Origin of the sequence: Mesorhizobium sp. M1066, from assembly GCF_040318635.1 — a bacterium.
Taxonomy (GTDB): domain Bacteria; phylum Pseudomonadota; class Alphaproteobacteria; order Rhizobiales; family Rhizobiaceae; genus Mesorhizobium.
The window spans coordinates 189,692-209,326 of the sequence record NZ_JAMYMR010000006.1 but is presented as its reverse complement, the minus strand read 5'-3'; the positions used below and the strand labels follow the sequence as shown (position 1 = coordinate 209,326).

Below are 19,635 nucleotides of genomic sequence, written 5' to 3'. Positions count from 1 at the left end.
ACAGATCAGGACGATAGGACGTACGCCATGCGCTCGTCCTGACCGGCCCGCCTGGAGAATTCGCGCCGATATTGCGCCGGCGATGTTCTAAGTCTTGCGGCGAAATGCTGGCGCAGCGAGGTGGCGCTGCCGAAGCCGGCTTCGAACGCCACCATGTCCATCGATTTCTCCGTCGCCTCCAGCAGCCGTTGAGCCAGTTCTATCCGTTGGCTGGTCAGCCAATCGCCGAAACTGGTGCCGATCGATTTCTGGAAGCGGCGGGTAAAGGTGCGCCGGGTCAGGCCGGCGGCCTCGGCGACGCTGTCGAGGCTATGCGTCTCGCCAAGCGTCGCGCGAACCAAGTCCAGGGCCTGGGTGAAGCGGTCAGCATCGGCGCTTCTTGCCACCGGATGCTCGATGAATTGCGCCTGCCCGCCTTGCCGATGCGGAGACAGCACGATCTGGCGGGCGAGTCGGAGTGCCGCTTCCGCGCCATAGCGGGCGCGCACGATGTGGAGACAGCAGTCCAGACCGGCGGCGACGCCGGCCGAAGTCACGATGTCGCCATTGTCGACATAGAGCACCGAAGCGTCGACGGCGACGTCGGGATGGAGTTTCTGCAACTGTTCGGAATAGGCCCAGTGCGTCGCGGCACGACGGCCCGAAAGCAGCCCGGCCGCGGCAATGGCGAAGGTTCCAAGGCACAGGCCGACGATCAAGGCGCCGCGTTGGTGCGCCCGGCGCAGCGCCTCCATCAGAGGCGGCGATGCCGGCTCGCCGAGATGATGCCAGCTCGGAATGATGACGATATCGGCGCCGTCGAGGCCTTCGAGTCCATGCGGCGCGGCAATTGTCAGTCCGGCCTCGATGTGGATCGGGCCGGGCTTGACCGCGCAGATGCGGAAGTCGAAGCGCGGCAGGCCAAGCGCCGTCCTGTCCTCTGCGAAGACCAGGCACGGTACGGAAAGGTGGAACGGGCTGATGCCGTCGAAGGCGAGTACGGCAATGATCGGGTCGGTCATGGGTGCTTCCGGCAGTTGAATTCGGATTGTCCCAATTCTTTCGAATGATGTCAATCGGGCCACTTTCGACTGGCGGGGAGTCCGCCTATTTTCGGTCCATCGCATTCAAGCCGGAAAGGAAAACACCATGTCTGACCCAGCCCACGCCACGCCACGCCGGGCGCTGATCGTCGTCGATGTGCAGAACGACTATGATGGCGGCAGTCTTGCCATCCAGCATCCGCCGTTCCGCGACAGCGTCGTCCATGTGGCGCGGGCGATGGATGCAGCGACTGCTGCTGGCATCAAGGTGGTGGTCGTCAAGCAGATGGCGCCCGAGACATCGCCGATCTTCGCCAGGGGAAGCCATGGCGGCGAACTGCATCCCGAAATCGCCAAGCGTGAGCGCGACCATTATGTCGAAAAGAACCTGCCCTCCGCCTTCACCGGCACCGACCTCGAGGACTGGCTGCGCGCCAACGCCATCGATACGATCACGGTGGTCGGCTACATGACGCATAATTGCGACCTGTCGACCATTATCCACGCCGTGCATATGGGCTTTGCCGTCGAGTTCCTGTCGGATGCGACCGGCTCGGTGCCTTACGCCAACAGCGCCGGCTACGCCTCGGCCGAGGAGATCCACCGCGTGGTCACGATCATCCTGCAGTCGCGCTTCGCCGCCGTGCTCAAGACCGCCGAATGGGTCGAGTGCCTGAAGACCGGCGCGCTGCCGGAACGCGACACCATCTTCGGCTCCAACCAGCGGGCGCTGTCGCGCAGCGCTGCTTAGGGCTATCCGAAAACAGAAGGGCGCCGCATCGCTGCGGCGCCCTTTGCGGTTTGAACTGAAGGATTTTAGAACAGGCCTTCGATCTGGCCCATCTCGTTGAGGAAGATCTTTTCCGAGGACGGCGCCTTGGGCAGGCCGGGCATGGTCATGACCTCGCCGCAGATGATGACGACGAAGCCGGCACCGGCCGACAGCCTGACCTCGCGCACCGGCACCGTGTGGCCGGTCGGCGCGCCGCGCAGGTTCGGGTCGGTCGAGAACGAGTACTGCGTCTTGGCCATGCACACCGGCAAGTGGCCGTATCCGGCGTCTTCCCAGGCCTTGAGCTGGTCGCGCACCGACTTGTCGGCGATCGCTTCCGAGCCGCGATAGATGCGCTGGACGATGGTGTTGATCTTCTCGAACAGCGGCATGGCATCGGGATAGAGCGGCGCGAACTGCGAAGCACCGGATTCGGCCAGTGCCACCACCTTGTTGGCGAGATCCTCGATGCCGGCCGAGCCGTGCGCCCAGTGCTTGCACAGGATCGCCTCTTCGCCCATCGAGGCGACATAGCCCTTCATCGCCTGGATCTCGGCGTCGGTGTCGGAGTAGAAGTGGTTGATGGCAACCACCGCCGGCACGCCGAACTGGCGGATGTTCTCGATGTGGCGGCCGAGATTGGCGCAGCCCTTCTTCACCGCTTCGACGTTTTCCTTGCCGAGGTCTTCCTTCTTGACGCCGCCATTCATTTTCATGGCGCGCACGGTGGCGACAATGACGGCCGCCGCCGGCTTGAGGCCCGCCTTGCGGCACTTGATGTCGAAGAACTTTTCAGCACCGAGGTCGGCGCCGAAGCCGGCTTCGGTGACGACGTAGTCGGCGAGCTTGAGCGCCGTCGTGGTGGCGACGACCGAGTTGCAGCCATGCGCGATGTTGGCGAACGGGCCGCCATGCACGAAGGCCGGGTTGTTCTCCAGCGTCTGCACCAGGTTCGGCTGCATGGCGTCCTTCAACAGCACGGCCATGGCGCCGTCGGCCTTGAGGTCGCGGGCATAGACCGGCGACTTGTCGCGGCGATAGGCGACGATGATGTCGCCGAGGCGCTTTTCGAGGTCCTTCAGGTCGGTCGACAGGCACAGGATGGCCATGACTTCCGAGGCGACGGTGATATCGAAACCGCCCTCGCGCGGGAATCCGTTGGCGACGCCGCCGAGCGAGCAGATGATTTCGCGCAGCGCGCGGTCGTTCATGTCCATGACGCGGCGCCAGACGACGCGGCGGGTGTCGATGCCGAGCTCATTGCCCCAGTAGATGTGGTTGTCGATCAGCGCCGAAAGCAGGTTGTGCGCCGTGGTGATGGCATGGAAGTCGCCGGTGAAGTGGAGGTTCATGTCCTCCATCGGCACGACTTGCGCATAGCCGCCGCCGGCGGCACCGCCCTTGACGCCGAAGTTCGGGCCCAGCGAGGCCTCGCGGATGCAGATGATCGCCTTCTTGCCGATGCGGTTCAGGCCGTCGCCGAGACCGACCGTGGTCGTGGTCTTGCCTTCGCCGGCCGGCGTCGGGTTGATGGCGGTGACGAGGATCAGCTTACCGTCCTTGTTGCCCTTCACCGATTTGATGAATTCAGCTGAGATCTTGGCCTTGTCGTGGCCATAGGGCAGCAAATGTTCGGTCGGGATACCGATCTTCTGGCCGATCTCCTGGATCTGCTTTTTCCTGGCGCCGCGCGCGATCTCGATGTCGGACTTCACTTCGGCCATGACGGCTTTCCTCTGGATTGGACGATGGAGGGGACGGGTTGATCTTACTCGCAGGCAGGTTGGACCCGGGCGCGGGCATGTTCTAACCCTGTCGCTGCCGCGGCGTCAACTTTCATGCAACTATGTTTCCTATAGAGAAAATTCCTCTGCGGACCGGCCGACCTGTCATCGGTTCTTCCTGGCTCCGTTGCCGCGCCGTATAGAAGCCAGAGGACACGCCGCGCCGCCGTCTCAAAACAGCCGCACAATGCACGGAATGCGACAGAGGCGACGGCGCAAATTCGCCATCGCCTGGGCCCTAATGGAACAGCGCTACTGCGTCAGAACGTTGCTGATTTCGACCATGTTGGAGCGCACCCGGAGCACATAGAAGCCCATCGTCGTCAGATGCGTCGGCAACAGCCAGCCATCCTCGCGGCCATTGGCGATGATGAAAGGCTGGATCTTCAGCGCCGAAACGAACTGCGAGTCCATTGTGTCCCACAGGTTCTGCAGATGCTTTTCCTTGATGACGTCCTCGAAGTCGGCCTGGGCGCCCTTCATCAGGCCGTAATAGCCATAGAGCTGGCCATAGGCGAACCAGTAGCGGTCGTCGGCGCGGAAGTCGAACCAGCCATTGTTGTGGTTCTCGGCGCGTTCCTTGAGGATCGCCGAGGTCGAGCCGATGTCGGACGAGATGCGGTCGATATACTGTTTCAGATTGTCGGCGCGGGCGTCGAATGTCGCCTGGCAGGTGGCAAGGCGGGCGTTGAAGGAACGCAGCATGCGCACGGCGTCGCGATAGTAGCTCGGTGTCGGCGTCTTGGGGCCGAACGGGTTCAGGCCGAAATACCAGGTCTCCTCGTCGAACTGCAGGTTGCCGCGGGCATTCTGCAGATCGCTGTCGATCTGCGAGGTGGTGCGGACTCGGCCGAGATTGTCAGCGAGTTCGGTCGCGGTGCGCCGCACCGCCTGGTTGATGCCGCGCTGGAAGGAGGCCTTGTTGTCCATCCACGGCGTGTTGTCCCAGTCGATGCCGAACAGGCCAAGCTTGTAGAGGATCATCGACGAGATCCAGGCATTCTGGTTGACGTTGAAGTCGGTCAGGTCGGCGGCGATCTGGGCAATGCCGGAGTTGCCGCAGGTCTTGGCGGTGTCGGTGCCGGCGCCGGCGGAGACCTGTTCGCCGGCGGAGACATTGCGCTTCTCGAACGTGTAGGTGTCGGGATAGTTCGGGTTGAAATTGTTCCACCATTGGGTGGCGTAGAAGAAATTGGCGTAGAGGCCGATCAGCACCAGCAGGGCAAGGCCGACCGCCGCCTTGAGGATCCAGCCGCGCTGCGTGTACCAGCGTCCGGCCCACAGGAAGGGCCACAGGATGACGCCGATCAAAAGGCCGATGCCGCGGCCAATCCACTGGAAAATGCGGGTGAAGAAATTCACGATCGGATCGAGCATGGCTGTGTCACCCCCTCAAAGCATGATGCCAAAAATTGCAGACTTTTTGGATAGCACCATGCGCTAAAAACAATAGGTTAGAACGAAATGACGGTTCATTTCGTTTTAAAGCGCGTCGCGTCGAAACGGATTCATGCGACGCGCTTTAGGTCTGTGGTTTATGCATGTCCTTCTCCCAAAACCGAGGTCACTTTTGGGCGACATGCATTAGTCAGTCAGGCCGTAGAGGCGTGTGCGAAACGCCACCTTGTCCTTCAAATATGTGGTTTTGAGAACGTCCACAACATGCGATCGCCACGCGTCGCTGAAGCCGCCATAGTCCTCATAAAAGCCGTCCTTGTTGAAGATGTAGCGCGAGACGAAGTCCGACGGTACGAAATCCGAGATCAGCCGGTTGGTCAGCCAGGCGTCGGGGTGGTCAGGCTTGGCGCGGATGACAAGGAAACGTTGCTGCGGGAAGACATCCTCGATCTTGAGGTGGCCGAGTTGGGCGATCTCGCGCTTGGCGGCGTTGAGGAACGGAAAATTGCCGTCTCTGGTGATCAGGTCGGCATGGCTCTGGATCCAGGTCTGCAGCCAGACCTTGTCGACATCGGTCAAATTGCGGTTCGGCTCGGCATCGCGGATCAGCGCGCGCACCACCATCTCGGCGCGGTGCTCGAGATAGCCCGAGGTCTCCACCCAGGAGGCACGCGGCAGCTCGATGCGGCCGGTGGTGGCGAGGAACTTGAACACCTTGTCGGCGTCGTTGATGGAGAGATAGCTGACCTGCCACGGCCGCGAGCGGCGGAAACCGGGGGCGGCCGGATCGCTGATCACCGTCGTTATATCCGGATCGACGAACACGTAGAGGCCGCCGAAGTGGCTGGTCCAGTAGGCGTTGTGGCGGAAGATGACCTGGTCGGGCACCAGCGCGTTCTCGCGGATGTCGCCGCAGATCTTGGCGAGCTCCACCATGCGGTTCAGCATGGCGCTGTCGCGCCAGGCATCTGGCTCCTGCTTCAGCCGGTCGACGAGCTTGCCGAGTTCGGCGGCCTTGCCCAGCACATCCTCAGCCGACAGCACCTTGAATTCGACCTGGCTGATCGACAGCAAATCCTCGATGTCGTTGACCTTGGGAATGGAATCCTCGATCTCGCCGTAGATGACGTCCTTGATCGTCAGCGCATCGATGGCGCGCCGGTTCCTGGACATGAACTCGAACATGAGTTGCGAGGTGTTGGAGAAGGCGGTGTGCACCACCGGCAGGTCGATCTGCGACGGCGTCAGGATGATGAAACGGCGGTTGACCTCATTGGGATCGAGATAGTCATAATCGTCGCATTCCTCGGCCACTTCGGGCGAGAAGCCGGTGCGGTCGATCTGGAAGCTCTTCAGTTTGGTCGGCTTCAAGCCGAATGCGGCCAGCGCCTTGTTGTAGCGCTGGATCAAATGCGGCTCGTCGACCGTCAGCAGCCGGCCATAGATCAGCTCGTTGTCGCGCAGGAGATCGGGTTTCTTGGCGGGTTTTGTGGTCAAGGTGCATCGCTCCCGAGGAGCGCGCCAGCACCCCCCTCTGGCCTGCCGGCAATCTCCCCCTCAAGGGGGGAGATTGGCAGCGTCGTCCATGCCGCTCTTCCAGATACGTTGAAGATTGGCGAAAGCGATGGTGAAAGTCGATCTCCCCCCTTGAGGGGGAGATGGCCGGCAGGCCAGAGGGGGGTAGGCGCGCACTCACGCATTCCACAGCCCCTTCTTCTTCATCTCCTCCATCTCGCGCGCGGCCCGCTCGCGCAGACGGGCGTCGCGCAGCAGTTTTTCCACCGCGGAGTCGTCGGACTTGTCGGAATAGCGGAACTCCGAGTCGGCGTAGCGGTTGATCTCCTGCATGACCATGTCCATCGAAAAGGGGCCGCGCAGTTCCTCGATCATCGCTTTCTTCTCGTCATAACCCTTGTGCATGAAGACTTCCGGCTTCTCGAACCAGTCGTCGGGAAGCTCGATGTCCATGGCGCGCATCTTGATGGCGTCGGTGACGTTCTTGATGGCGCGGCCGGTGAAGCGGGGTTCGGCATCCTTGATCAGGTGCAGATAGGTGCCGATGTCGGCCATCGTTTTCGGCGCGCCGTTCTCCTTCATGTAGCGCTCGTAGACCTTCATCAGCCCGTCTTCTTGCGGCCTCTCGTGCTCCTCATAGGCTTCGGTCACGGCGCGCTGGATTTCCTGCGCGGCGTAGAGATCGTGGTCGCCGAGCGGGATCTTGTGGTTTTTTCCCGCCAGCAGGACAAAAATGTCGATGTAGTCGTCGCGGCTCTGCGGCCCGTCGACCAGCCAGCGGGCGCCGGCGCGCTGGCGCAGCGCATCGTCGACATTTTCGGGGTAGTTGGAGAACATGCCGAACGAGCAATTGCCGCGCACCACGGTGGCGGCACCGGCGAAGGCGTCCATCAACACGCCGGTGATTTCCTGCTGGCCGGCCGAGGCGCGGTCGTCTGAGCGGCGCGCAGCCACCTGGTCGATGTCGTCGATGGTGCCGAATCCGATGACGCGCGGGTTCAGCACATTGTTGATGAACTGGCGGCAGTTCTGGCCTGATTTGCCCTGATAGGACGAGATCTGGTCGACGCCGAAATTCTCGTAGGCGAAGGGATAGCCGGCGACCTGGCAGTAGCCGTTGACGAGGCCGGCGATCATCTGGATCAGGGTCGTCTTGCCGGTGCCGGGGGCGCCGTCGCCGATGAAGGTGAACAGGAAGCCGCCGAGTTCGACGAACGGATTGAGTTCGCGCTCGAAGTCGTAGGCCATCAGCATCTTGGCGAGCTTGACCGACTGGTATTTGGCGATGTGATTGCCGACGACCTCTTCCGGCTTCTTGAATGTCATCACCAGCGGTTTTGAACGCTTGCCCGGCGCGACGTCGAAACCATCGAGGGTGAAATCGTCGGCATCGATACGGATATGGGCGTTCTCGAAGGGGCCGATGCCGTCGAAGCGGCCCTTGCGGGCCAGAAGCCCGTCGATGGCGACGCGGGCGAAGGCACGCGCCCTTGTCATCAGGTCGGCGTCGTTGGACGATCCCGAGATCGCTTTGTCGAGGCCGGCCAGGATAGACTTCACTGCATCCTGCGGCGTGTCGAACAGGAAGTCCGGTTCGGGACTGTCGTTGGGCGCCTCGCCGTCGCTGTCGATCAGCTGGAACAGGTAGGAGGCGAGGCTGAAGGCCGAAATGTAAGCCGAGGCCGACAGAAGCTTCTTGAAGGTAGACGCCTCGTCGCCTTCGAGCGGCGCGCGGGTGTTCTTGGCCTGCAGACTTTCAAGGTCCGAGCCCTCGGCAAAGACGTCCGATATTGCCAGCGCGATCGCCGTGCCGCGCCGGGCGCGAAACAGGAGCGTGTGCTGCGGGATGGTCAGCAGCTGATCATCGGGATGAACGGCGCCGACGGTCTTCGACAGCTCGACCTCGCGCGTGCGGCGCACCGAACCGACCGAGACGGTCGAGACGAAGCGGCGGTTGGTGCCGGCAAGTGCTGTGCCGGACTCGCGTGACGGGTCCTCCAGCACGACGACACGGGTGATGAAGCTCTGCGCGGTAGCGCGGTGCTTCTCGATGGCGGCTTCCGGGATGGTGGTCAGGCCGGTATCCATGAAGGGTGCTCCGTGGTGTGACGGTCAGACGTCTGAGATGACCTGTCCGTTGGACAGGATGTGAACCTTGTAGCCGGCAAAGACCTTTTGCGCCTCGCCGGCGGCGTAGAGCGCCTGATAGGCCTCGTGCGGGATCAGCGCGTGGTTTTCATAGCTCGACACGCCCTGGCGCGCGGCTTCCAGATCGTCGGTGTTGATGAAGAATTCCTGCGTCGTCTTCTCGCTGGAAAACAGGCCCTTGCGGCCGGGCTTTTCGGCCTTGGAATAGACCTCCTGGATGGTCCAGGTCAAAAGCCAGGCATTTTCGGGCTTGCGCACCTTGGCCAAAACCTCGGTCACCGTCGAATTGTTGTCGGTGATGCCAGCCGAATAGAACGGGCCGAGCACAACGCGGCGCAGCTGCTTGGGGTGCAGCGGCTCGAAATCCTTGTCGAGATTGACCGCGATGGTCGCCGGCGACAGCGTGTAGGCGGAGTTCTTCTCGGTGAAATCGTCGAAACGGTGGGCAAGCTCGGGATTGAGCAGGCCATCGATAGGCAGCGGAATATCGATCGTCTCGTTCAGCTTGCCGTTTCTGTCGACGAGCTGGCGGATCATCGTTTCGGACGAATCTTCCACCGTCACCATGTAGACCAGAGGCAGGTTGGCGCTGCCGTCGAACGTCGCCCAGTGGACGAGATAATAAGGCCGCCCCGTCTTCGGATTGACCGAGACCTTGGCCGTTTGCGCCAGGGTGAACGGGCCGAAAGTGTTCTCGCTTTTCACGTCCTCGAGATAAAGCCGCTCGGCCATCGACTTCTGCAGCGCCTCGGGGAATTCCTTGTGGCGCAGGATGAAGTCGGCCATTTCCTCGCGCAACTCGCCGGCGAGCGGGATGTTGGCAAGCCGCGCGTCGGCCTGGCGGCGGTCGTTTTCCAGTTCGAGCAGGTTCTGGAACACCGGAAATCCGCTTTCGGCGCGCGAAATACGGAACGTGTCCATGAAGCCCAGCCGGTTGCGCCAGCAGGAAAACGACTTGTCGAGCCGGGCGATATATTCGGCGACGATCTTGGCGACGATGCCATGCCGGTAAAGCGGCGAGCGATCGTCGCGCATGAACACTTCAAGGCCGCTCAGCGCGGCCGTGATGGCGGAGAAATATCGTGCAGCCGCTTCGTTTTCGGGGGTCATGCCTGTGCGCTCGCGGGCAGTCCTGTCACCCCTAAGACTGCACGTAGTTTGCCGAATTGTGCTTCTTCAGCACCTCGTCGAAGCGGCGGGCAAAGGCATCGTCGGCCAGCTTCTTGCGGCGCTGGATGTCTGCGGTGGCGACCATGTTCTTCTCGTGCATCTCGAGCAGGTCGCCGATGTGCTTTTGCGAAGCGGCACCGATGCCGGCCATGGTTTCCTCGGCGGTGTTGTCGACCTGGCTGCCCAGCGTGTTGATCTTGTGGGCGACGTCCTGTTGGGCGGCGGTCTTCAGCGAATCCTCCAGCGCCTTGTAGAGCACGATGCGCTGCTCGGTATCGATGGTCAGCTTGTTGATCAGCGTCGATTGCGCGGCTATCTGGTTGTTGAGCGAATCGACGAAGGTCTGGAACATTGAGGTGTAGCGCTCGAGCGTCTGGCTCTCGGCCAGCAGCTCCTGCTCCTTGGCCTGCTTTTCGTTGTATTCCGTCGCCAGCTTGGAGCGTTCGCCTTCGAGCTGCGTGCGATCCTTCTGGCTGGTCGAAGCGGCGATCTTGTTTTCGATGTCGAGCAGCATCGGGTTGAGCTCCTCGATGCGCTTCTGCACGGCTTCGAGGTTGGTCATGGTGGTCTTACGGCGCTCGATCACCTGCGACAGGCTGGTTTCCGAGGTCTTGTAGCGTTGGTCGAGGACCTCTTTCTGCGCCTTCAATATGCCGACGATGGTGTCGGATTTGACCAGCAGTTCCTGCAGATTGCCGGCCAGCGACATGTTGCGGACGCGGTCGGTGCGCATGCGCTGCTTGCTCTGGCTGGAGAAGATGCCGATGAATTTTTCCCAGCCGGTGTAGTTCTTCATGCTCTCGAACTCGGCGCCGAAGACGTTGGTGGCGTCCTCCAGTCCGATGATCAGGTCGGCAATGTTGCCTTCCATCACCTTCTGCTGCTTCAGCACATCCTCGATGCGGGCGTTCTCGAGGTCGAAATTGGCGTCGCCGATCTTCTTGTCTGATGTGGCGAGCGTATCAAGCATGGTGCCGGACTGCTCGATCTTGGAGCGCATGTCCTGCACGACCTGCTTGGTCTTGGCAATTTCGGCGTCGAAATTCTGCAATGTCGCCATTGGGGCCTCCCGCTTCGGCATGACGTCGCTGGTCGCGAACAGCGGCGAATATATGTGGGGCATCAGGGGATTGAAAGACGTGAAGATAAGGGCGGCGTGAAAACAAAAAAATTCGTCAGGATCTTGAAAGCCAGTGAAGGCGTGGGCTTAGCGTGATTAGCTTCCCGACCAGCCATAGTTCAGCTGTCATTGAACTTTCATGCGGCAAGGCGAAGGCGCACGGATGCCTTTGTATTGGGCAAACCACCGAAGCAATCGCGGCCGCGATATGCGAGGAGAAAGCCGGCTTTACAGAGCTGACGAACAGCGGATCAGGGCTTGGGATCGGCCTTCAGATAGGCAATGACGTTGGCGATGTCGTCGTCTTTGGCCAGGCCGGCAAACGCCATCTTGTTGCCGGGCACTTTCAGCTTGGGTGCTCTGAGATACTCGGCGAGATTGGCTTCATCCCAGACCAGGCCGGCGGCGCCGGCACTCTTCATCGCCTCGGAATAGCGGCCAAGAAAACTCTCCGCACTTCCGGCGGTGCGACCAACGACGCCCAACAGATGCGGACCGACCTTGTCGCGGTCGGTGGCTGGTTCATGGCAGGCCATGCACCGGTTGAAGGCCTTCTTGCCCAGGGCCGGGTCGCCGCCGGCATGGGCCACAAGCGAGCTGGCAAGGAGAAGGATGCTGGCGGACGAAGCGGCTCGAAACATGCTGCCCCCGGAGAGTTCTGGCTGGCGGCCTTATAGTACCGAGGCTTTAACAAACGCTGCATCGGCCAAGGTCAAGGCCGCCGGGGCCGTCAGCCCTTGATAAAACCGATGAAGTCGTCGGGTGCGGCGCGGCCCATTTCTTCTTCCCAATGACGGCGGCAGAGCGAGACATAGACGTCCTTGCCGATCGCCACCTGCTCGCCCTGGCGCGCCACTTTGCCATCGGGGCCGAGGCGCACGACCATCGTCGCCTTGCGGCCGCAGCGGCAGATGGTGCGCACTTCGCGCAAATCGTCGGCGATGGCCAGCAGCGCGCGCGAGCCGGAAAACAGCTTGCCCTGGAAATCGGTGCGCAGGCCGTAGCACATGACCGGAATGTTCAGGCGGTCGGCGATGCGGGCGAGCTGCCAGACCTGCTCCTCCTCGAGGAACTGCGCCTCGTCGACGAAGACGCAATGCACCGATGTATGCGCGTGGTGATCGGCGACGCGGGCGAACAGATCGTCACCGTCGCGGAACATCTCGGCTTCCGTCTCCAGGCCGATGCGCGACGAGATCAGGCCGGTGTCGCCCTTGCGGTAGTGGCCGGCGACGAACAGCATCGTGCCCATGCCGCGCTCGCGATAATTGTAAGAGGCCTGCAAGAGCATTGTCGTCTTGCCGGCGTTCATAGTCGCGTAGTGGAAGTAAAGCTTGGCCATGCCGCTCTTTTAAGCCGACTTGCCCTGATACGGGGAGGGGCGGTCGCCCGCATTCCCCTGAAAAAGCCGGCCCGTCTTCGAAAAAACCGTCAGGCATGGCAAAAGCGCCTGATGTGTCGCTGATTGGCCAGCCCGCGCCGTTGATCGTGATTGTCTTAATGCTTGAAACCACACCAGAATGGTGTTTGGCTGACGAAACAAGGCGGGCAGAGAAACCGTAACTACGCTTCGCCCAAGAATCACAATGGGAGACTGTCTATGTCGCGCATGAACTCTTTCGTCGCCGGCCTCGGCCTGGCGGCTTTTCTGTCCACGAGCGCTGCCTTCGCCGGCGATCCGGCGAGCTGCAAGGCGGTGCGCCTTTCTGATGTCGGCTGGACCGACATCCAGGCGACGACCGGCGTCGCATCGGTACTGCTCACCGCGCTCGGCTACGAACCGCAGACGATCCAGCTGTCGGTGCCGGTGACCATGGCGTCGCTGAAGAACAAGGATCTTGATGTCTTCCTCGGCAACTGGATGCCGTCGATGACCAACGACATCAAGGACTATACCGCCGATGGTTCGGTCGAGACCATCAGCGAAAACCTCAGTGGCGCCGGCTACGGTATCGTCGTGCCGACCTATGTCGCGGACGCCGGCGTCAAGACGCTGACCGACCTCGGCAAGTTCAAGGACAAGTTCGACGGCAAGATCTACGGCATCGAGGCCGGCAATGATGGTAACCGCATCATCCTCGACATGATCAAGAACCCGAAGGACAATCTCGAAGGCTTCGAGCTGGTCGAATCCTCGGAGGCTGGCATGCTCACGCAGGCCGAGCAGTCGATCAAGAGCAATGAGTGGATCGCGTTCCTCGGCTGGACGCCGCATCCGGTGATGGGTGCCATGAAGATCACCTATCTCGATGGCATGGGCGACAGCGGCTTTGGCGCAGCCACCGTGCATACCAATGTGCGCAAGGGTTACACCACCGAGTGCCCGAATGCCGGCAAATTCATCGCCAACCTGAAGTTCAATCTCGACATGGAAGGCGAGATAATGGACGCGATCCTCAAGGGCGCCGATGCCAATACGGCTGCGACCGACTGGCTCAAGAAGCATCCGGACGCGGTTGCTCCATGGATTGCCGGCGTGACCACTTTCGATGGCGGCGACGCGGCTGCAGCCGTGAAGACTGCGCTCGGAAGCTGAGCAGGTCTTGCGTTCGGCGTGACCGATCAAGAAGGGCAGTCACTGTAGAAAGGGCTGCCCTTTTTCATATCCTGTGACAAGATGACCGTCCGGCAAGGACGGCGACTGTCAAAGAGGGGCAAGATGGATCCGATTTCAAAATTCTTTGTCAGTTATAAGATCCCCATAGGCGAATGGGGCAAAGCGTTCTTCACCTTCCTTACCGACAATTTCAACACCTTCTTCCGCGGTCTCTCCGGCGGTTTGAATTTCCTGCTCGACGGAGTGGTCGACACGCTGCTGCTGGTACCGCCGGTCCTTCTCATCGCGCTGATTGCACTGCTTGCCTATTATCTGCAGCGATCGAGAGGCTTGGCCGTGGCTGTCTTTCTCGGGTTGCTGTTCATCCTTAACCAGAACCTCTGGAAGCAGACGGTAGAGACGCTGGTGCTGGTGGTTGCCGCCGCCGCCGCCTCGATGGCCATCGGTGTGCCACTCGGTATCTGGGCGGCGCACAAGCCGAAGGTCTATCGCGTCATGCTGCCGGTGCTCGATTTGATGCAGACGCTGCCGACCTTCGTCTACCTGATCCCGGTGCTGACGCTGTTCGGCCTCGGCAATGCGCCCGGCCTCATCGTCACCATCATCTTCGTCATCCCGACCGCGGTTCGTCTCACGCATCTCGGCGTCGTCTCGGTGCCGAAGTCGATCGTCGAGGCCGGCGAGGCGTTCGGCGCCACCAAGAGCCAGTTGCTGTGGAAGGTGGAGCTGCCCTCGGCGCTGCCCACCATCATGGCCGGTCTGACGCAGTGCATCATGCTGTCGCTGTCGATGGTGGTGTTTGCCGCACTGATCGGCGCCGGCGGCCTCGGCACCGAAATCAACCGGGCGCTGGGTTCGCGCAAGATCGACCTCGGGCTTGAGGCGGGCCTCGCCATCGTCGTCTTGGCCATCGTGCTCGACCGGATGACCCGCATCGCCGTTGGAGGCAAGAAATGACCGTCGCCGTCGATTTCCGGAACGTCGATATCGTCTTCGGCGCCGACCAGGCCGGATCGCTGAAGATGATCGACGCCGGAGCCAGCCGCGCCGAGATCCTCGACAAGACCGGCAATGTACTGGGTTGCGCCGGCGCCAGCCTGACCGTGAACGAGGGCGAAATCTCCGTGCTGATGGGTCTCTCCGGTTCGGGCAAGTCGACATTGCTGCGGGCGGTCAACCGGCTCAACGTGGTGTCGCGCGGCCAGGTGCTGGTCAAGGATGGCGACAAAACCGTCGACGTCGTCACCTGCGACGAGGCGACCCTGCGGCGCCTGCGCCAGAAACAGGTGGCGATGGTGTTCCAGCAGTTCGGCCTTTTGCCCTGGCGTACGGTGGAGGAGAATGTCGGTCTCGGCCTCGAACTCGCCGGCGTACCGGAAGCCGAGCGCAAGGAGCGCGTGCAACGCCAGCTCAAGCTGGTCAATCTCGACCAGTGGTCGAAGAAATACGCGCATGAGCTGTCGGGCGGCATGCAGCAGCGCGTCGGCCTGGCGCGGGCCTTCGCCACCGAGGCGCCGATCCTGCTGATGGACGAGCCGTTCTCGGCGCTCGACCCGCTGATCCGCACCAAGCTGCAGGACGAATTGCTGCAACTGCAGGCCGAGTTGAAGAAGACCATCATCTTCGTCAGCCACGACCTCGAGGAGGCGCTGAAGATTGGCTCCCACATCACCATCATGGAGGGTGGGCGCATCGTGCAAACCGGCGCGCCGGAGGACATCGTGCTGCGGCCCGCCAACGACTATGTCCGCGACTTCATCGCTAATGTGAACCCGCTGTCGGTGCTGACCGCCTGGAACGTGATGCGCGACCGCCGCGATCTGGAGCATGGCGACAATGGCTGGGTGTGGCTCGACCGCCGCAAGACGACGCGCTTCAAGATCGATGATCACGGGCTGGTGGCGGCGGCCGAGCGCGACGGCAAGCCGGCGGTGTGGGTGTCGTGCGCCGACGTCGAAGGCCAGCCCGAGGAAGTAGCGCAGGTGTTCTGGGCCAATCCGGGCACCTCGCTGAAAACCGTCATGCTGGCCATGCACCGCTCGCAGACAGCACCCGTGGCGCTGTTCGACGACCAGTCGCGCTTCGTCGGCGCCATCGGCATCCGCGATGTGCTGAGCGCGGTGCTGCGGCGGTAACGCCAAATTCGTGAACGCCGCCGCGGGCAGCGGAGGCTGCTTGAATGCTTTTTAAGCCGCCAGCGGCAGGCGCAGTTGGGTCAGCAGGCCACCGCCCGGGTTGTTGGACAGTCGGATCTCGCCACCTGCGGCGCGCGCGATGTTGCGGGCAATGGTCAGGCCGAGGCCCAGACCGCCGGTCTGGCGGTTGCGCGATTGTTCGAGGCGCACGAACGAGCCGAACACGGCGTCGATCTGGGCCTGCGGTATCCCAGGCCCTTCATCGCGGATGGTGAGCAGGATCATGTCTTCCGACCGGCGCAGCGAAAGATGCGCCTTCTTGCCGTAGGTGACCGCGTTCTGCACCAGATTGGTGACGCAGCGCTTGAGCGCGACCGGCCGCGCCATGCAGATCAGCCCGCGCGAACGGGTCTCGTCGTCGAACGACACGTCGTCATAGCCGTCGGCGATCGATTCCACGAGCGACCAGAAATCGATGCGTTCGTTCTTCTCCTCCGTTACCTCGAAGGTGGCGAAGTCGATCACCGAGCTGGCGATGCTCTCGACATCGGCGAGGTCGTGCGCCAGCGCCTCGCGAACCGCCGATTTGCGCAACAGCTCCAGGCGCAGGCGCATCCTGGTCATCGGCGTGCGCAGATCATGCGCCAGTGCCGCCGCCAGATGTTCGCGGTCCTCGACATATTCGCGCAACCTTGCCTGCATGGCATTGATCGCCTTGGCGGCGGCTCGCACTTCGCGGCTGCCGCTCTCGGCGATCGGCGGGCTCTTCAGATCCTTGCCGATCCGGTTCACGGCGGTCTCCATCATCCGGTAGGGCGCCGTCAGCCGGCGCAGCGACCAGATCGACATGATCACCACCAGCCCTGCGATCAGCGAATAAAGCGGCAGGCTGTCGAAGCTCAGGATCGGGCCGACGGGCGTGATCGGTTCGGTGAAGTTCAGCCATTGGCCGTCGGCGAAGCGCAGCGAGGCCGTCAGCTTGTCGCTCTGGGCAAAGTCGGCGGCCAATACCAGAAGGTCGCGCTCCACCTGGCCGATGTCGGCCCCCGGCGTCGTGCCGTCCGCGTCGTCGGCCTCGCGCGTCGCCGGATCGCGGCGTACGCGTGCATCGGTGATGCCGAATTTCGACAGCCGGCCGACGAGGATGTCTTCGAGTTCGGCCAGTTCGTCGTCGCCGGCGATCGACGAAGTGACCGCCGGCGTGTCCGAAACGGTGAGCGCGTAGGTGGAGTTGAAGAGGCCGGTCGCCGTCGCCTTGCGCTCGTCCGGACTGGCGTCATGCATGAGCTGAACCAGCGAGAAGGCACGGTCGTTGAGCCGGTAGAGGTCGACGACGTCGTTGGCGGCGGCGCGGTCGCGCGATACGATGTAAAGGGTCGCGACCTGGCTGATCAGCAGGCCGGCAATGACGATCAGCAGCACCCAGACAGGCAAGGTCTGCGGCAGGAAACGTCTCATTCGGAGGTCGTCTCGGGCAGGAACTGGTAGCCGCCGCTGCGCACGGTCAGGATCAGCTTGGGCGTCTTGGGGTCGTCTTCCATCTTGCGCCGCAGCCGGCTGACCAGGATGTCGATGCTGCGGTCGAAGGAATAGTCGCTGTCGCCGCCGGACAGCTCGATGAGCTGGTCGCGGGTCAGCACGCGCTGCGCGCTCTTGACGAAGGTCTGCAGCAGGTTGAATTCGGCCATGGTCAGTTCGACCCTGACATCGTCGGGTGCGATCAGCCGGCGCCGAGCACAATCCATCGTCCAGCCGGCGAAGCGGTAGATCTGCTTGGTTGTGGCGCGCTTCGGCTCGGCGGCGCCATTGCGCCTGAGCACGGCGCGGATACGCGCCAAAAGCTCGCGCGGGTCGAAGGGTTTGGGCACATAGTCGTCGGCGCCCATTTCCAGGCCGACGACGCGGTCGGTCGTCTCGGTGACGGCGGTCAGCATGATGATCGGCGTCGAATACTGGGCGCGCAGGTCGCGGCACAGCTCCAGCCCGCTTTTGCCGGGCAGCATCACGTCGAGGACGATGAGGTCCACCTGGACGCGCCGCAGGATGGTCTCCATCTCGATGCCGTCGGCGGCAACCGAGGTGTGCAGGCCCCGCTTCTGGAAGAATTCCTGCAGCAGGTCGCGGATACCCTTGTCGTCGTCGACGATCAGTATGTGTGCGTCGGATTTCACAGCAGCCCTGTCATTGTTGCCAAGCCCTTCTGTCTTTGATTGCCAAGCCCTTCTGTCGCAACCCACACGATAGAATTCAGGCCATATGTTGGCCAGTGGCTATGACGGGTTCACACCGGCTTTCTCAGACACAATCCAGAAACAAAATTCTACAGTTCAGAAAAACTCCTGAAAAATTTCAAGGGCATAACTGATCTCGTGGCGGTCAGGTCATCGGCTGCGACGCTAGTCTCCGGGTTTACGGGTAAACCAATGCCAAGATTGTCGATCAGTTTGTTGGGTGCGTTGCTGGGCTTCTGCCTGGTCACTGCCGCTGTCGGACAATCGGACGCAAAGGTGACGCTCACAACCCGGAGCGAACGGTGCGCCAATCTTAGCCACCAATTTGATGAAGCCCTCGAAACCCATGCCACGGCAACGCAGGTCACCGCGGCAAAGGCTCTTCAGAGAAAGGGCAACCGGTACTGCGCCGCCAAGAAACAGGCGCAGGGCATCCGGATGCTCGCCAGTGCTTTGAAGCTGCTTGGAGTGACGCCGAACGACCCGGTTCAGTAACACTCCGAACTTGACCCGCATAAAAAGGAAACGAAGCCATGAAAAAGTCCATCCTCTCCGCAACCGGTCTCGCCGTCGCTCTCGCCTTCGCGATGCCGGCTCTCGGCAACGCCGCCGCCACCACGACCGCTGCTCCGGCTGCTTCGACGACCACCGCTCCGGCTACTGCCGCTCCTGCCAAGGCTGCTCCGAAGAAGGTCGTGAAGAAGACCGTCAAGAAGCACAAGAAGGCTGCGGAGAAGGCCGTCAAGAAGGACGCCCCGAAGACGTAATCAGGTCCGGCATAAAATGCCAGCCTGTTGACCAAGGCCGCTCCAGCTGGTTTCGGCTGGAGCGGCCTTCTTCCTGTCCGAACGCTGAAGGCCTGACGTTGGCGATGAAGCGGGTCGATGGGTTCAACTGATCTTTGGCGAAGTCTGGCACCGGCAGCTTCCGCCTCGACTGACACTTAACCCGTTTGCAACGCCGGCCGTGTAGGACAATCCGCATGAAGAAGCGGCTTTCGTCCATTGTGCGCTCGATGGTGATCGGCGGCCTGGTTGCCACCGGCGTCGCCAGGGTGCTGATCCTGTTCACCGCCAGCCCGGTGCCCGATCCGGCCAGCGGACGCACCGAGCCTTCGTTGTTCGCGCCGGCGATTTCCACCAACTGGGACTACATCACGCCGGCACAGACCTGGCTGCTGGTCGTGCTGACAGGCGCGACGCTGATCTGCGTCGCCGCGTGGCCGATCACGGCGTGGATGGAACGCCGGGCGGATGCCGGTGGAAACCGCTTTCGCCCCGATATACCGTCCGCCACGACCGCGCGGCAGATTCCCAGCCGTCGCATGTTCGGCCGCCAGGACCGTTGAACGGCAACCGACATTTTCCCACATAGGTGTGAATAGCCGCGCCCGGCTTGCGGCGTTGATCAAAATAGACGGCTGCTTTCGCTGGTGCCAGAATGGCGAAGGTCGCTTACGCAAATGGTCGGTTCTGATGCCTGAAATCACCACAAAACCGCGCGTCCAGGTCAAGCCGCAGGTCGAACGGCCAAAGCTCTACAAGGTCATCCTCATCAATGACGATTTCACGCCGCGCGAATTCGTGGTGACGGTGCTGAAGGGCGAGTTCAAGCTCAGCGAAGACCAGGCGCACCGGGTGATGATCACCGCGCATCGGCGTGGCGTCTGCGTCGTCGCCGTGTTCACCAGGGATGTCGCCGAGACCAAGGCGACGCGTGCCACCGATGCCGGCAAGGCCAAGGGCTATCCGCTGATGTTCACGACGGAGCCGGAAGAGTAGCC

At 62.1% G+C, this 19,635-nt stretch carries 19 protein-coding genes; 8 read left to right on the top strand and 11 right to left on the bottom strand.

Annotated features, from left to right (window positions below):
- Positions 1-5: 5 nt before the first annotated feature.
- Positions 6-1,001 carry a GlxA family transcriptional regulator gene (locus NKH52_RS12075; RefSeq protein ID WP_352730077.1) on the bottom strand — a complete coding sequence of 332 codons (996 nt, stop codon included), beginning with the start codon at positions 999-1,001 and terminating at the stop codon, positions 6-8.
- Positions 1,002-1,128: 127 nt separating this feature from the next.
- Between NKH52_RS12075 and NKH52_RS12070 the strand changes: the two genes are divergently transcribed.
- Complete coding sequence (locus NKH52_RS12070) at positions 1,129-1,773, top strand: cysteine hydrolase family protein (protein ID WP_352730075.1); 645 nt, start codon at positions 1,129-1,131, stop codon at positions 1,771-1,773.
- Between the two features lie 65 nt (positions 1,774-1,838).
- On the opposite strand, the gene NKH52_RS12065 is transcribed toward NKH52_RS12070, so the two are convergent.
- The 8 genes from NKH52_RS12065 to NKH52_RS12030 form a co-directional block, all read right to left on the bottom strand.
- Positions 1,839-3,518, bottom strand: coding sequence for a formate--tetrahydrofolate ligase (locus tag NKH52_RS12065; RefSeq protein WP_352730073.1), 1,680 nt, complete (start codon positions 3,516-3,518; stop codon positions 1,839-1,841).
- A gap of 312 nt (positions 3,519-3,830) precedes the next feature.
- Positions 3,831-4,955, bottom strand: a complete 1,125-nt coding sequence (locus NKH52_RS12060; protein ID WP_013529949.1) for a DUF2333 family protein — start codon at positions 4,953-4,955, stop codon at positions 3,831-3,833.
- Between the two features lie 207 nt (positions 4,956-5,162).
- Positions 5,163-6,473, bottom strand: coding sequence for a DUF6638 family protein (locus NKH52_RS12055; protein ID WP_352730071.1), 1,311 nt, complete (start codon positions 6,471-6,473; stop codon positions 5,163-5,165).
- Positions 6,474-6,668: 195 nt separating this feature from the next.
- Positions 6,669-8,579 (bottom strand): AAA family ATPase, encoded by a 1,911-nt coding sequence (locus NKH52_RS12050; protein WP_352730069.1) that lies wholly within the window; start codon positions 8,577-8,579, stop codon positions 6,669-6,671.
- A 24-nt stretch (positions 8,580-8,603) separates the two neighbouring features.
- The gene (locus NKH52_RS12045; RefSeq protein WP_352730067.1) at positions 8,604-9,749 is read right to left on the bottom strand and encodes a hypothetical protein; all 1,146 of its coding nucleotides are present in this window, start codon (positions 9,747-9,749) and stop codon (positions 8,604-8,606) included.
- Positions 9,750-9,780: 31 nt separating this feature from the next.
- Complete coding sequence (locus NKH52_RS12040) at positions 9,781-10,869, bottom strand: hypothetical protein (RefSeq protein WP_127266549.1); 1,089 nt, start codon at positions 10,867-10,869, stop codon at positions 9,781-9,783.
- A gap of 311 nt (positions 10,870-11,180) precedes the next feature.
- Positions 11,181-11,570, bottom strand: a complete 390-nt coding sequence (locus NKH52_RS12035) for a c-type cytochrome (RefSeq protein ID WP_352730065.1) — start codon at positions 11,568-11,570, stop codon at positions 11,181-11,183.
- A gap of 89 nt (positions 11,571-11,659) precedes the next feature.
- Positions 11,660-12,271, bottom strand: a complete 612-nt coding sequence (locus NKH52_RS12030; RefSeq protein WP_024504537.1) for a thymidine kinase — start codon at positions 12,269-12,271, stop codon at positions 11,660-11,662.
- Between the two features lie 258 nt (positions 12,272-12,529).
- On the opposite strand from NKH52_RS12030, the gene NKH52_RS12025 reads away from it, so the two are divergent.
- The 3 genes from NKH52_RS12025 (at position 12,530) to choV (ending at position 15,621) form a co-directional block, all read left to right on the top strand.
- Positions 12,530-13,465 carry a choline ABC transporter substrate-binding protein gene (locus NKH52_RS12025; RefSeq protein WP_023809863.1) on the top strand — a complete coding sequence of 312 codons (936 nt, stop codon included), beginning with the start codon at positions 12,530-12,532 and terminating at the stop codon, positions 13,463-13,465.
- Between the two features lie 123 nt (positions 13,466-13,588).
- Positions 13,589-14,443, top strand: coding sequence for a choline ABC transporter permease subunit (gene choW, locus NKH52_RS12020; RefSeq protein WP_127266555.1), 855 nt, complete (start codon positions 13,589-13,591; stop codon positions 14,441-14,443).
- On the top strand, positions 14,440-15,621 hold the full coding sequence (choV, locus tag NKH52_RS12015; RefSeq protein WP_352730062.1) for a choline ABC transporter ATP-binding protein: 1,182 nt from the start codon (positions 14,440-14,442) through the stop codon (positions 15,619-15,621). Before choW ends, choV begins: the two co-directional genes overlap by 4 nt.
- Before the next feature lie 51 nt (positions 15,622-15,672).
- On the opposite strand, the gene NKH52_RS12010 is transcribed toward choV, so the two are convergent.
- Both NKH52_RS12010 and NKH52_RS12005 read right to left on the bottom strand, forming a co-directional pair.
- Positions 15,673-17,079, bottom strand: coding sequence for an ATP-binding protein (locus NKH52_RS12010; RefSeq protein WP_352730060.1), 1,407 nt, complete (start codon positions 17,077-17,079; stop codon positions 15,673-15,675).
- Positions 17,076-17,792, bottom strand: a complete 717-nt coding sequence (locus NKH52_RS12005) for a response regulator (protein WP_013529960.1) — start codon at positions 17,790-17,792, stop codon at positions 17,076-17,078. The genes NKH52_RS12010 and NKH52_RS12005 overlap by 4 nt, the downstream gene beginning before the upstream one ends.
- A 252-nt stretch (positions 17,793-18,044) precedes the next feature.
- Between NKH52_RS12005 and NKH52_RS12000 the strand changes: the two genes are divergently transcribed.
- The 4 genes from NKH52_RS12000 to clpS all read left to right on the top strand — a co-directional run bounded on the left by NKH52_RS12000 (position 18,045) and on the right by clpS (position 19,633).
- Positions 18,045-18,347: a hypothetical protein gene (locus NKH52_RS12000; RefSeq protein ID WP_023809859.1), complete on the top strand. Its 303-nt coding sequence runs from the start codon at positions 18,045-18,047 to the stop codon at positions 18,345-18,347.
- A gap of 38 nt (positions 18,348-18,385) precedes the next feature.
- Complete coding sequence (locus tag NKH52_RS11995; RefSeq protein WP_013529962.1) at positions 18,386-18,619, top strand: hypothetical protein; 234 nt, start codon at positions 18,386-18,388, stop codon at positions 18,617-18,619.
- Between the two features lie 215 nt (positions 18,620-18,834).
- Complete coding sequence (locus tag NKH52_RS11990; protein ID WP_352730058.1) at positions 18,835-19,200, top strand: hypothetical protein; 366 nt, start codon at positions 18,835-18,837, stop codon at positions 19,198-19,200.
- A 127-nt stretch (positions 19,201-19,327) separates the two neighbouring features.
- The gene (gene clpS, locus NKH52_RS11985; RefSeq protein WP_023809857.1) at positions 19,328-19,633 is read left to right on the top strand and encodes an ATP-dependent Clp protease adapter ClpS; all 306 of its coding nucleotides are present in this window, start codon (positions 19,328-19,330) and stop codon (positions 19,631-19,633) included.
- Positions 19,634-19,635 lie beyond the last annotated feature (2 nt).

Coding starts and splice junctions, on each gene's coding strand:
- NKH52_RS12070 (WP_352730075.1), top strand. CDS start 1,129: ATGTCTGACCCAGCCCACGCCACGCCACGCCGGGCGCTGATCGTCGTC.
- choV (WP_352730062.1), top strand. CDS start 14,440: ATGACCGTCGCCGTCGATTTCCGGAACGTCGATATCGTCTTCGGCGCC.
- NKH52_RS11995 (WP_013529962.1), top strand. CDS start 18,386: ATGAAAAAGTCCATCCTCTCCGCAACCGGTCTCGCCGTCGCTCTCGCC.
- NKH52_RS12025 (WP_023809863.1), top strand. CDS start 12,530: ATGTCGCGCATGAACTCTTTCGTCGCCGGCCTCGGCCTGGCGGCTTTT.
- NKH52_RS12040 (WP_127266549.1), bottom strand. CDS start 10,869: ATGGCGACATTGCAGAATTTCGACGCCGAAATTGCCAAGACCAAGCAG.
- NKH52_RS12010 (WP_352730060.1), bottom strand. CDS start 17,079: ATGAGACGTTTCCTGCCGCAGACCTTGCCTGTCTGGGTGCTGCTGATC.
- NKH52_RS12000 (WP_023809859.1), top strand. CDS start 18,045: ATGCCAAGATTGTCGATCAGTTTGTTGGGTGCGTTGCTGGGCTTCTGC.
- NKH52_RS12045 (WP_352730067.1), bottom strand. CDS start 9,749: ATGACCCCCGAAAACGAAGCGGCTGCACGATATTTCTCCGCCATCACG.
- NKH52_RS12060 (WP_013529949.1), bottom strand. CDS start 4,955: ATGCTCGATCCGATCGTGAATTTCTTCACCCGCATTTTCCAGTGGATT.
- NKH52_RS11990 (WP_352730058.1), top strand. CDS start 18,835: ATGAAGAAGCGGCTTTCGTCCATTGTGCGCTCGATGGTGATCGGCGGC.
- NKH52_RS12035 (WP_352730065.1), bottom strand. CDS start 11,570: ATGTTTCGAGCCGCTTCGTCCGCCAGCATCCTTCTCCTTGCCAGCTCG.
- NKH52_RS12030 (WP_024504537.1), bottom strand. CDS start 12,271: ATGGCCAAGCTTTACTTCCACTACGCGACTATGAACGCCGGCAAGACG.
- NKH52_RS12075 (WP_352730077.1), bottom strand. CDS start 1,001: ATGACCGACCCGATCATTGCCGTACTCGCCTTCGACGGCATCAGCCCG.
- NKH52_RS12050 (WP_352730069.1), bottom strand. CDS start 8,579: ATGGATACCGGCCTGACCACCATCCCGGAAGCCGCCATCGAGAAGCAC.
- choW (WP_127266555.1), top strand. CDS start 13,589: ATGGATCCGATTTCAAAATTCTTTGTCAGTTATAAGATCCCCATAGGC.
- NKH52_RS12065 (WP_352730073.1), bottom strand. CDS start 3,518: ATGGCCGAAGTGAAGTCCGACATCGAGATCGCGCGCGGCGCCAGGAAA.
- clpS (WP_023809857.1), top strand. CDS start 19,328: ATGCCTGAAATCACCACAAAACCGCGCGTCCAGGTCAAGCCGCAGGTC.